General features: G+C 27.0%; 8 protein-coding genes. 7 read left to right on the top strand and 1 reads right to left on the bottom strand.

All coding sequences use genetic code 11. From position 1 onward, the window contains the following. Positions 1-85 precede the first annotated feature (85 nt). From I4V51_RS06480 to I4V51_RS06455, 6 genes are all read left to right on the top strand, one after another. Positions 86-2,293, top strand: coding sequence for a metallophosphoesterase family protein (locus I4V51_RS06480; protein ID WP_195987507.1), 2,208 nt, complete (start codon positions 86-88; stop codon positions 2,291-2,293). A gap of 70 nt (positions 2,294-2,363) precedes the next feature. Further along, positions 2,364-3,542 carry a YibE/F family protein gene (locus I4V51_RS06475; protein WP_195987506.1) on the top strand — a complete coding sequence of 393 codons (1,179 nt, stop codon included), beginning with the start codon at positions 2,364-2,366 and terminating at the stop codon, positions 3,540-3,542. Further along, positions 3,526-4,242, top strand: coding sequence for a class B sortase (gene srtB / locus I4V51_RS06470; RefSeq protein ID WP_195987505.1), 717 nt, complete (start codon positions 3,526-3,528; stop codon positions 4,240-4,242). The genes I4V51_RS06475 and srtB overlap by 17 nt, the downstream gene beginning before the upstream one ends. Positions 4,243-4,584: 342 nt before the next feature. Next, positions 4,585-6,669, top strand: coding sequence for an MMPL family transporter (locus I4V51_RS06465; protein WP_195987504.1), 2,085 nt, complete (start codon positions 4,585-4,587; stop codon positions 6,667-6,669). Beyond that, the gene (locus I4V51_RS06460) at positions 6,666-9,548 is read left to right on the top strand and encodes a hypothetical protein (RefSeq protein WP_195987503.1); all 2,883 of its coding nucleotides are present in this window, start codon (positions 6,666-6,668) and stop codon (positions 9,546-9,548) included. The genes I4V51_RS06465 and I4V51_RS06460 overlap by 4 nt, the downstream gene beginning before the upstream one ends. 96 nt (positions 9,549-9,644) lie before the next feature. After that, on the top strand, positions 9,645-10,115 hold the full coding sequence (locus I4V51_RS06455) for a methylated-DNA--[protein]-cysteine S-methyltransferase (protein ID WP_195987502.1): 471 nt from the start codon (positions 9,645-9,647) through the stop codon (positions 10,113-10,115). A gap of 61 nt (positions 10,116-10,176) precedes the next feature. Here the strand turns inward: I4V51_RS06455 and I4V51_RS06450 are convergent, their stop codons facing one another. Further along, positions 10,177-10,845 (bottom strand): hypothetical protein, encoded by a 669-nt coding sequence (locus I4V51_RS06450; protein WP_195987501.1) that lies wholly within the window; start codon positions 10,843-10,845, stop codon positions 10,177-10,179. Between the two features lie 197 nt (positions 10,846-11,042). Between I4V51_RS06450 and I4V51_RS06445 the strand changes: the two genes are divergently transcribed. Beyond that, positions 11,043-12,797 (top strand): histidine kinase, encoded by a 1,755-nt coding sequence (locus I4V51_RS06445; RefSeq protein ID WP_195987500.1) that lies wholly within the window; start codon positions 11,043-11,045, stop codon positions 12,795-12,797.

Raw genomic sequence — 12,797 nt, 5'->3', positions numbered from 1 at the left:
TAATAAGTGTTAAAAAAGCACATTGAATAAAAAGTTTGCTATATAATTCCCTTTGTAAGTAATTACAAGGGGGGGGAATATTAAAATGATAAAAAGAACTAAAAAAGTAATGGCAGCTTTAATGATTGCTGTAATGATGAGTACAACAAGTTATACTGTATTTGCTGCAGAAAATGATGGGTGGACTGAAGCACCTTATACTGAAGCAGCACAGGGCGGGAGTTGGGAAGCTTGGTGTGAAAAGTGGGAAACAATTAAAAATGATTGGACTCAATTATCAATAACACCAGGCAAAAATGCAACAGAATTAAATTTTGCTTGGTATTCTGAAAAAGAAGAAACTTTACCAAAAGTAAAAATAGGGAAAAGTGCAGATATGAGTAATTCTATTGAATTTGAAGGCACTCAAAGTAAAGCAGTAACTAATAAAGAAACTAATGTAGAATATGTATCAAATAAAGTAACTATAACAGGTTTAGAAGAGGAGGATACATATTACTATAGTTATGGAACAAATGGAAATTGGAGTAATCCTGTAGCAATTAACACTCAATCTACTGATAGTTTTAGTTTTTTCTTAGTTGGTGATCCACAAATAGGTTCATCGTTAAAAAATACTGCAACAGGTGAAATTGAAGCTATAGGGCAAGATAGATCAGTAAGAAATGATAGTTTTAACTGGAATAATACAATAAAAAAGGCATTATCTTTATCTCCTAATGCAAGTTTTATGATTTCAGCAGGAGATCAAATTTCAATAAGAGATAAAAAAGCTAATACTGAACAAGCTCTTGCTTATACAGAAAATGAAATTGAATATGCGGGATATTTAAGTCCAGAATCATTAAAATCATTACCAGTTGCGACAACATTAGGAAATCACGATGCTGTTAGTGGAAATTATTCTTATCATTTTAATAATCCTAATGCTAGTGATTTAGGATCTACCGTAGGGGGAGGAAATTACTATTATACATATGGTAATACTCTATTTATTATGTTAAATACTAATAATACAAATGCAGAAGAACATAAGCAGTTTATAGAACAAGCCGTTGCTGAATCAGGAGATGCAACTTGGAAGGTTGTGACGTTACACCAAGATATATATGGATCAGGGGAACATTCTAATGAGCCAGAAATTGCAGAATTAAGATATAAATTAGTTCCAATTTTTGAGGAAAATGATATTGATGTTGTTTTAACAGGGCATGATCATACTTATGCTAGATCTAAAATTTTAAAAGGGGGAGTAAAGGATGAAGGTACATTCTTAACAGATGATGAGTATGAAGAATTTTTTGATATAGAATTTGAAAGTGATTACACTGAATTAGTTGAAGATGAAAAGTATTTAAGCTATTTAGAAAGTATTGAAGACAAGAATGCTATAGAAACAGATTTAAGCGTAAGAGGAGAAAATATTTCAAATCCAGAAGGAATATTATATATAACTGCTAACTCAGCATCTGGTAGTAAGTATTACAACAATGTGCCAAGACAACAATCATATATTGCAAATAGATGGCAAGAAGATGTGCCAACATTTTCAACTATAAATGTTGATAATGTAAGCTTATCAATTAGCACATATAGAACAGATACTATGGAAAAAATTGATGAAACAGTTACTATTATTAAGTCAGTTGAATACGGAAATTTAGTAGAAAAAATTGAAGAAGCAGAGTCTAAGATTTCAGAAAAGGATATGTACACATCATCAACTTGGAGTGTATTTAAGGCCACCCTTTTAAATGCACAAAAAATAGTAGAAGATTCAAATATAAGTGAAGAAGTAATTTCACAAACTTATGGTAACTTAAAAGTGGCTATTGATCAACTTGTAGTAAGGGGAAATGTGAATGAATTAAACAATGAAATTACAGTTGCTGAAGAATTGATAAAAAATTCTGTAGTTGGAAATAAAGTTGGAGAATATCCACAAGAGGCTAAGGATACATTAATAAAAGTAATTAATGAGGCAAAGGAATTAATTTTATCTGATGATTCTAGTCAAATAGTTATAGATGACGCAGTTACAAAGTTAAAAGAAGCTATTAAACTATTTAAGGATAAGGTAATAGTTGAACAAACAATTGTAGGTGGAACAGGAAATAATGAAAACAATGGAAATACAAATAGTGGGAATGTAAATAATAGTACAACAAATAAACCAAGTAATAGTGTAAGTACTGGAGATAAATCTAGTATATTTGTTTATGGAATTTTAGCAGTAGCAACACTTGGAGTAGTAGCTTTAAACTTTAAAAAGAGAAAAGAAATAGTACAGTAATATGAGAATAGAGTTAGCTTAAAAAGTTCTTTTCTCTTTGAGTAAACTCTATATAATTTGGAGGAATAGTATGTTAACAGGTTTGTTAAAGAATATAAAGAAGATAAAAAACAGTATTATAGTTGTAAGTATTATTATATTATTTTTTATATTTCTATATTTTTTTAATAATATTGAAAAGGTAGAACTAATTAATCGTACTGGAACAAGTTATGAAAAAGCTGTTGTTGTAGAAATTATAGAAGATAACCTTCAAGAAGATGGGACAAGAATTGGTTATCAAAAGGTTAAATTAAAAATATTAAGTGGCAATTTAAAGGGAAATATATTAGATGGAACAAGTTTTGCAGGATACTTATATGGTGCAGATTGCACTATAGGAATGAAGGTTATAGCAAGTATAAGTGAATATGATGCTAATGCTTCAGTATCAGTATATAGCTATGATAGGTCTAATATTATTTACTTATTTGTAGGATTATTTTTACTTATGCTTTGGATTATAGGAGGGAAAAAGGGATTTAAATCAGCAATAGGATTAGTGTTTACTTTTATCTGTATAATATATCTGTTTTTACCTATGTTATATAGGGGATATTCTCCATTTTTATCAGCGGTAGTTGTAATAATATTAATAACAATAATCTCATTATATTTAATTGACGGAATAAGCAAAAAGTCAATTTCAGCAATTATTGGAACTATAATAGGGGTAATAATTTCAGGAGTATGTGCAGCTGGATTTGGAAATGTAGCTAAAATATCAGGGTATAATGTAGCAGAGGTTGAGGAGTTAGTGTTTATATCAAATAATACTAATCTAAAAGTTGGGGGAATATTATTTGCTGCTATACTTATTGCATCATTAGGAGCAGTTATGGATGTAAGTATGTCTATAGCATCAGCAATGACTGAGATATATAGTCATAATAATAATATAAGTAAAAAAGAACTTTTCAAATCAGGGATAAATGTTGGAAGAGATATGATGGGAACTATGTCAAATACATTAATATTAGCTTTTACTGGTGGTTCTATAAATACGTTGATTTTAAATTATGCATATGCATTAAAATATAACCAAATTATCAATATGTATCAAATTGGTATTGAAGTAATGCAAGGAGTTTCAGGAAGTATAGCTATAATATTATCTGTTCCATTGGTATCTATTATTTCATCTTATTTATTAACTTTTGAAAGAAAAAACTATCCTAAAAGTGAGATATGTTATGAAGATAAAATTTAAAAATATAATTAGTTTTATATTATTTATAATAATTATCATATGCCTTACAGTAATATTAAATAAAAATTATAAATATAATAAATCAATTAAAACATATCAAGAAATTAGGGCAATAATAAATAATTTAGAATATAATGATGAAGTTGAGATTAAAGATAAGAAGTTAGAAGAAATTAATCCAGAATATAAGTTTTGGCTTAATATACCTGATACAGTAATAGATTATCCAGTAGTACAGGGTACAGATAATGAATTTTATTTAAAAAATAATTTTTACAAGGAAGATGATGTAGGTGGGACCATTTTTATTGATTATGAAAATAATATTTTAAAAGATAAAAACTTAATTTTATATGGGCATAATATGAGAAATGGAAGCATGTTTTCTGATATAAATAAATTTAAAGAAAGGGAGTTCTTTGAAGAGGGAAAAATTATTATAAATAAAGATAATAAGAATTATTACTATGAAGTATTCTCCGTATTTGTAGAACAGAGCGAAAATATTATTTTGAAAAATAGTTTTTATAATAATGATGAGTTTAATGATTATATTAATAATTTAAAAGAAAAATCTATGTATAATAAGGAAAATAAAATTAAGGAAAATTCAAGTATAATTACATTATATACTTGCAGTTATGAGTTTGATGGAGCAAGAACTATAGTATCGGCTTCATTAGTAGATAAAGAGGACTAAACTAGTCCTCTTTTTATTTTCTTAAAAAATATAATTGTATTAGGAATTTATAAATAAATTATTAATTAGGTATTATTTTTCTTAGGTGAAATTTTGAACAAGTTGTTAATTTTTAATTAATAAAAATAAAATGAAAGACTAGAGGCTAGAAAAATCAACGGTTTCAAAAGAGCAAAATGAAAACAAAAGATAAGTTGAGGAAAATAAAGGAAAAGGGCTATGAATACGATATAAATACTGTTTTTAATTGAAATATAGGAAAAAAAATACAGAAAACTGAAATTGAAAAAATAGTTTAAAGAGTATAGAGTTTAGAGAAGAGAAGAATGGGGGGATAACAGGATGAAAAAAATATCACGGGCAATAGCCAAAAGTAGAATTTTTATTTTGATAGTAGCCATTATTTTATTAATACCATCTGCAATAGGATATTTTAATACAAAAGTTAATTATGATATCTTGAGTTATTTACCAAGTGATTTGGAAACAAGGAAAGCTCAAGCAATATTAAAAGATGATTTTGATTGTGGATCCTTAGCTATGTTAATAGTTGAAGGTATGGATAATAAAGATGTAGCTAAACTAAAGGAAAAAGTAAGTGGTGTTGATGGGGTATCTGAAGTTATATGGATAGATGATGCACTAGATATATCTGTGCCTAAAGAGATATTACCAGCTGAGATAAGAGATATTCTTTTTTCGGATGATTCAACACTTATGATTGTTAAGTTAACTGATACTGATGCAAGCCAATCTACTGAGAAAGCAATAGAAGAAATAAGAAGCATTACAGGTAAACAAGCATTTTTAAGTGGAATTGGTGGTGTAATAAAGGATACTAAAGACTTAGCTGATAAGGAGACACCTATTTATGTTTTAATAGCTGTTATATTATCAATTGTAATTTTAAGTTTAACTATGGAATCATTTATAATTCCAATTATATTTATGTTAAGTATAGGAATTGCAGTAATTTATAATATGGGTACAAATATTCTATTTGGAGAAATTTCGTATATAACAAAAGCTCTATCAGCTGTATTACAACTAGCAGTAACAATGGACTATTCAATTTTTTTACTTAATAGATATGATGAAGAAAGAATAAATCAACCCAATAAGACGGAAGCTATGGCAGTTGCAATAGAAAAAACCATGGCATCTATTGCGGGAAGTTCATTAACTACAATAGCTGGATTTTTAGCATTATGTATTATGGAATTAGGATTTGGAAAAGATATTGGGTTTGTAATGGCAAAAGGTGTTGTATTTGGCGTTATATGTACTATAACAGTATTACCAGCAATGATATTAACATTTGATAAGCTTATTCATAAGTATAAGCATAAAACTTTACTACCAAGTTTTAAGAAAAGTTCAGTATTTGTAATAAAGCATCATAAATTATTTGTTATTATTGGAGCCATTGCCTTGATACCAGCTATTATAGGAAATAATAATACAAAGGTCTATTATAATCTAGATGAATCACTACCAAAGGATTTACCTTCTATTATAGCTAATAATAAATTAAAGTCAGAGTATAATATGATGTCAACTAATATAATTTTGGTGAGAGATGATTTAGAAGGTTATAAAATTGATCAAATGATTGATGAATTAAAGGCTGTTGAAGGCGTAACTTCAGTAGTAGGTTTAGAGGATATATTGGGTCAAAGAATTCCTCAAACTTTTATACCAAATGATTTATTAGAAAAAATAAAAAGTGGTGGATATGAAGAAATAATGCTTAATTCAGAATATAAGGCGGCATCAAATGAGGTAGGAGTTCAATTAAAAGAAATAAATAATATTGTTAAAAAGTATGATGAAAATGGCTTAGTAGGTGGTGAAGCACCATTAACAGAAGATTTAATTACAATAGCAGATAGTGATTTTAATAAGGTTAGTGTAGCGTCAATTTTAGCTATATTTATAATAATATTATTTGTATTTAAATCAGCCATAATTCCTATATTGCTAGTTTTAGCAATTGAATTAGCTATTTTTATAAACTTAGGAATTCCTTTCTATATGGGTACAAGTATTCCATTTATATCATCAATAGTAATAGGAACTATTCAATTAGGAGCAACAGTAGATTATGCAATATTGCTAACATCTAGATTTAAAGAAGAGCTAGCTTTAAATTGTGATAAGAAAAAAGCAATGACAATAGCATTACAAAGTTCATCAAGATCAATTGTGACTAGTGCATTAACTTTTTTTGGAGCAACTGCAGGTGTAGGAATTATATCGGATATGGAAATGATAAGTTCCTTATGTACTTTAATGGCTAGAGGAGCAATTATAAGTATGTTCGTAATACTATTTGTATTGCCAGGAATATTATTACTTTGTGAAAAGTTAATAGTTAAAACAAGTAAAACTTTTGTTGAATGTGTTGAGGGAGGAAAAGAAATATGAGAAAAGGAATATCAAAAAGATTAGCATGTTTAGTTGCATTAATAACAGTTACAACTAATTCTGCAGCTTTTGCTCAAGATATTAAAAAAGATGAAACTGTATATGTAATATTAGATGAAAATGGAAATCCAACAGAACAAATAGTTAGTGATTGGATTAAGGGAAGTGAAACTTTAGGAGGATTTACAGATAAGTCAACATTAACAGATGTTAAAAATGTAAAAGGTGATGAGGAGCCAACTAAAAATGGGGAAAATTTAAGTTGGAATATAAATTCAAATGAACTTTATTACCAAGGTAAGAGTAGTAATAAGCTACCAATAACTATTTCAGTTAATTATGAATTTAATGGTAAGAAAGTAGATCCTAATGATGTTTTAGGAGAAAGTGGTAAATTTAAAATTTCAGTTAATATTAAGAATAATGAAAGTAAAACAGTTTTTATCAATGGAGAAAAAAGAACAATATATTTACCATTATTAACAGCAACCGAATTTACTTTGTCTAATAGTAATTTTAAGAATGTAGAAATTACTTCAGGTAAAGTTATAAATGATGGAAATAATTCATTAGTAACTTTTGTTACTATACCAGGACTTAAAGAATCATTGAATTTAGGAGATTTGTTAGATGATTTATTAGGAAGTAGTAGTATTGATTTAGAAGATTCATTTGAAATTACAGGAGAAACAGAGAAGTTTGAAATACCTGCAATAATGGTACTTGCAACTACTTCTAGTGAAGATATAGATGAAATAGAAGGAGTAGATAAGGTTGATGACTTAAAAACTGCATTAAATGACTTGCAAAAGGGGGGAGAGGATTTATTAAGTGGATCTAAGGAGCTATTAAATGGTCAAACTGAATTAGCAAGTAATTATTCTATATTTGATTCAGGGGTAGGTACTCTAAATAGTGGTGCAATTGAATTAAAAAATGGTATAAATACATTAAATGAGAATGTTCCAACATTGGTAAATGGTGCTAACTCGTTGAATAGCGGAGCTAGTGAATTAAATGCCAAGTATTCACTATTTGATACAGGTGTATCAAGTTTGGCATCCGGTGCAGGAACTTTAAATGATGGAATTAATAAGTTAAATGGAAGTGTCCCAACATTAATAAACGGTGTGAATTCATTAAACAATGGAGCTAGTGAATTAAATGCCAAGTATTCACTATTTGATACAGGGATATCAAATTTATCGTTAGGAGCAGAAACTTTAAGTGAGGGAGTTGCTACATTAAATTCAAAGGCTCCAGAGTTAAATTCTGGTGCAAATGAGATAGATACTGGTGTAACCAAATTAAATGAAAAGTATGTAGAATTTGATGATGGAGTAAAAAAAGTATATTCGGGAGCACAAGATTTAAATAATGGAGTAAAAGAATTAAGTAGTAAGGCACCTATATTAATTAAAGGAATAAATGATATAAATGAAGGTCTTGCTAATATAGAATCACAAAGAGAAATATTTTTTGGGGGAGTAAGCAGTTTTGTAGATGGAGCAAATGAAATTGAGAAAAAATATGAAGAGATAGATGGAGGAATAAAAAATGCGTTATCTGGAGCAGAAGAATTAAGTAACGGACTTTCAGGTGGAGTTTCAGGGATTGATACAGTTATAAATTCAACAGCACAGTTAGATGCACTTACAGCACAGTTAGATAATATTGCGGCAAGCTTAGCAGAAAGTAATCCAGACCTTGCAGAACAGTTAGTTGCTATAAGTTCAAATATAAGTAATGTATCATCAGAACAAAATTCAGGATTAGTACAAATTAAAAGAGGAATTGAGCCTGCGGCACAGGGAGCAGAAAACTTAAAAGATGGATTACAAAATCTTTCAGACGGCTCAAATCAATTAGTTAGTACTTTTCAAGGGATGGTGGATACTGGATCAAAATTGCCAGCTGGAGCAGAGTCTATATCACAAGGTTTAAAATCACTTTATGATGGAAGTAGCCAATTAGCTGGAAGTACAGGAGAGTTGGAAAAGGGAATTTCAGCATTATTAGATGGTAGTAATAGGCTTGCAACTGGAACTAATAATTTAAATAATGGATCAACACAAATAAGTGATGCAATGGGGCAACTTTCTGTAGGTAGTAGTGAATTAGCAAAAGGAACAGGATCTTTATTAGAAGGTACAAATGCTTTAGAAGAAGGAAGTAATGTATTAGTAAGTGGAGCAAAGGAATTAAATACTAACTCTAAATTAATAAGTTCAGGAATAGGAATATTATATGATGGAACAAATCAATTATCAGATGGTGCAAAGACATTAGCTGATGGAGCTAATGCTTTAGCAAGTGGTAGTAATTCATTATTAACTGGTGCAAATGAGTTAAATAGTAACTCTAAATTAATAAAATCAGGAATAGGAACATTATATAATGGAACAAGCCAATTATCAGAAGGAGGAAAGACATTAGCTAATGGGGTTAGTTCTTTAGCGAAAGGTGGAAAAACATTAGCAGATGGTACGTTAACATTAAAAGATAATTCTAAAAAGATATTAGATGGAACTGAAAAGCTTAAGAGTGGGACACAATCACTATATGATGGTGTTGATAAACTAAAATATGAAGGGTTAGACAAGATTAATGAAGAAGGAAGTAATGCCTTAGATAGCATTGATGGATTTAGTGCGGTTAAGGATGAATTAGTTCAAATGTCAAAGGATTATGGTGTATATTCAGGTTTATCAAATGATATGACAGGCTCTGTTAAATTTATAATGAGAAGTGATGCAGTGGAAAGTATTAATAGTAAAAATGATACTAATAAAATAGATTTAGAAGAAAATAAAAAAACTACGGATTCAGATAGTAGTAATAAATCATTATTTGAAAAAATTAAGGATATATTCAAATAAAAATAATAGGAGTAGTGCAATTAAGCATGCTCCTATTATTTTATAATGATATAATAATTTATATTAATAATTATTATAAGAAAGGTCTATGTTATTATGAGTTTTAGTTATTATGATAGTAAGCTAGGAAAAATTAAAATTGAAGTAGAAGATAAATATATAATTGGAGTTAATTTTGTTAGTGATGTTAATTTACTAATGGATGAAATAAATAATGAAAATGAAAAAAAAATAATAATTAAATGTAAGAAGCAATTAGAAGAATATTTTAATGGAGAAAGAAAGAATTTTGAATTGGAGATTAAATTTATAAAGGGAACAAACTTTCAAAAAAGTGTTTGGAATGAATTGTGCAAAATTAAATTTGGAGAAACTGTTTCTTATAAGGAGATTGCTGAAAGAATAGGAAAAACAAATGCATATAGAGCAGTAGGTGGAGCAAATAATAAGAATCCAATTGCAATTATTGTACCATGTCATAGAGTTATTGGAAAAAATGGATCAATGGTAGGTTATGCAGATGGAATAGATAAAAAAGAATTTTTATTAAAATTAGAAAGAAAATAATTTAAGCTATAATTGAAAAAGCTAACTAATTTAAATTTTTAAATTAGTTAGCTTCTATATTTTAATTTGATAATTCTTCAAGTTTATTAAGCAAGCATTTATTATTATAACTTACTAAAAAAGTAAAAATACTACTAGCAAATAGAATAGTTGTTCCAGGACTTACTTCAAATAAAATCATACAGAATAAAAGTATCAATATATTTGATATAGTTATAAGAGGTCGAGTAACTGCAAGTATTAATGAGTTTTTTATCAAATCATAGCTCTTTAGTGAAAATCTACTTATTAATAAATAAATGTATGGTGTTGTTAATAATAATATAATAAATAATGTTATAAACATACAATTAAATAATAAGCTAAATTGATATTGTGTAAAGAATCTAATGTTTATTGATAAAATAAATATTATAAATAGCTCACCGCACCATAATAAAATAGATTGTTTTATATTTAGTTTTAGTCCCATATATATGTCATAAAATAGATTTAAATCTTTATATTTAATTATTTTATTCATACAGTAGAATAAAACAGTTATTGAAGGCATTAATGGAATTGTACAAACTAAAAATAAAGGTAAGTAAGTTACAACTTTATCTAAGCCAATAAATAGAAAAAATAATACTAATGGTATATTAAAAATTAGAAAAAATATATTTAAGCAAAAAAACCAAAATATATAATTAAAAAAGTCTAGTATTTTTTGAAGATTAAACGTATTCATAAAGCTCACATCCTTTGGTGTTTTTATAAGACAATTATATTTTAATAAAGGAGTTATATAAAGTAAATTGTTGATAAAAGTGAAATATTTAAATAAAATATATAATTTTTCCATTAGAAAAACTTTCAAAAATTATACATATATGGTTTAATATTTATAGAATAACTTAAAGAAAAAATATAGGCATGGGTAAACTTATGAGATTAAAAAATGGAACAATGTATAAAAAAATAATTATAATTTATACAAGTATATTGGTTATAGTAATATTAATTTTAGATGCATTCTTTGCGGGAAAGGTATTAAATAATATACGGGAAAGTCAATTATATATAAATGATAAGGTTATTTATGATATTAATGAAGAACTTATAAATATTAATAATGCAGTAACTATAGCAACCACAAATATGTATAGGGATAATGATATAATTACAGATATTATAGATTTTTTAAACTTTGATAATTTAAGTTATCTAAAAAATAAATTAGATAACTATGCTATGAGCAGTGATAGTATTTATAAGGGAGTAGAGTATTTTGTAGAAGGATGTATAAATTTAAATCCCAATTTAGAAAAAATAGAGTTTGTTAGTTATAGTAGAAATGAGGTTACATCTTTTAATAGAGACAAGAAGACAAGATATGAAAAGATCACAGAGGATTCAATTGAAGAGAGATATAAATATAAAAATACTTCGAAAGATACAAATTATATTTATAATATTAGAGAAATTAATAATCCATTAACATATAAAAATGAAGGTGAAATAGTATTTGTATTTAATTTAGATTTTATAAGTAAAATTTTAGAAAAATATGATAATAAGTATGAGGCTTTAATTTTAAATAAAAATGGATTTTGTATTTATGATTCAACTGAAAAATATACAAATTCTAAATATCCATATATAGATGGGTTGATAATAGGAAAAAATCAATTTTATTTAGATGAGAATTATAGCATTAATTCAATATATAATAATCTAGATTTAATAACTATTGGAAGAGTTAAGAAAACGAATACAATAAAACTGCCTATATCATTTCATATATCCGTATTTTTTATAGATGTAATTGTATTTGTTATTGCAGAAATTTTCTTTTACTTTAAGATTAAAAATATTAGTGATAGAATGAATAAACTTTTATTGGCTATGGATAAGGTTAAACAAGGTGATGTAAATGTTGTAATTCCAGTAGGAAAAGAAGTTGATGAAATAAATATTATTTCAAAGCATTTTAATGAGATGTGTACTCAATTAAATGATTATATAGAAAAAAGTTATGTATATGAATTAAATGAAAAAAAAGCAGAAGTAAATCAGAAAAAAGCTGAACTTATGGCGTTACAAAGTCAAATAAATCCTCATTTTTTGTATAATACGCTAGAATCAATAAGAATGAAAGCTATATGCAATGGGGATAGAGAAATTGGGAAGATGCTTTATATTTTAGCATTCTTATTTAGAAGTCAATTAAAGGATAAGGATATAATATCTATTAAAAATGAAATAGAATATTGTGAAAAATATTTAGAAATTTTTAAATTTAGATATGAAGATAAGTTTGAATTTAATATAAATTGCCCTAAAGAAATTTTAGATAATCAAATAATAAAATTTACAATTCAACCATTGATAGAAAATTATTTTGTCCATGGAATTAGATTAGAGGATAATGACAACAAACTTACCATTTCGATTGAAGAAGTGAATGATAAAGTTGTAATATATATTGAAGATAATGGAAGAGGGATAGAGGATGAGAAATTATTACAAATGAATAAAATGTTAACTGATAAATATGGGACAGGCCAGTCTATAGGAATTACAAATGCAAATGAAAGAATAAGAATTCTATATGGTAAAGAATATGGTATTAAAATTGAAAAAGCAGTAAAAAAAGGGTTGAAAATTATAGTAACAATACCAAGCAGAAAGGTTGATTAG

This window comes from Clostridium sp. D53t1_180928_C8, from assembly GCF_015667795.1.
Lineage (GTDB): Bacteria > Bacillota > Clostridia > Clostridiales > Clostridiaceae > Clostridium.
Note: the sequence above shows the minus strand (reverse complement) of the source record. Positions and strands in the feature narration are given on the sequence as shown.

What these genes read in the sequence shown, in the direction of transcription:
- I4V51_RS06480 (WP_195987507.1), top strand. Translation starts at nt 86, where the DNA reads ATGATAAAAAGAACTAAAAAAGTAATGGCAGCTTTAATGATTGCTGTA.
- I4V51_RS06475 (WP_195987506.1), top strand. Translation starts at nt 2,364, where the DNA reads ATGTTAACAGGTTTGTTAAAGAATATAAAGAAGATAAAAAACAGTATT.
- srtB (WP_195987505.1), top strand. Translation starts at nt 3,526, where the DNA reads ATGAAGATAAAATTTAAAAATATAATTAGTTTTATATTATTTATAATA.
- I4V51_RS06465 (WP_195987504.1), top strand. Translation starts at nt 4,585, where the DNA reads ATGAAAAAAATATCACGGGCAATAGCCAAAAGTAGAATTTTTATTTTG.
- I4V51_RS06460 (WP_195987503.1), top strand. Translation starts at nt 6,666, where the DNA reads ATGAGAAAAGGAATATCAAAAAGATTAGCATGTTTAGTTGCATTAATA.
- I4V51_RS06455 (WP_195987502.1), top strand. Translation starts at nt 9,645, where the DNA reads ATGAGTTTTAGTTATTATGATAGTAAGCTAGGAAAAATTAAAATTGAA.
- I4V51_RS06450 (WP_195987501.1), bottom strand. Translation starts at nt 10,845, where the DNA reads ATGAATACGTTTAATCTTCAAAAAATACTAGACTTTTTTAATTATATA.
- I4V51_RS06445 (WP_195987500.1), top strand. Translation starts at nt 11,043, where the DNA reads ATGAGATTAAAAAATGGAACAATGTATAAAAAAATAATTATAATTTAT.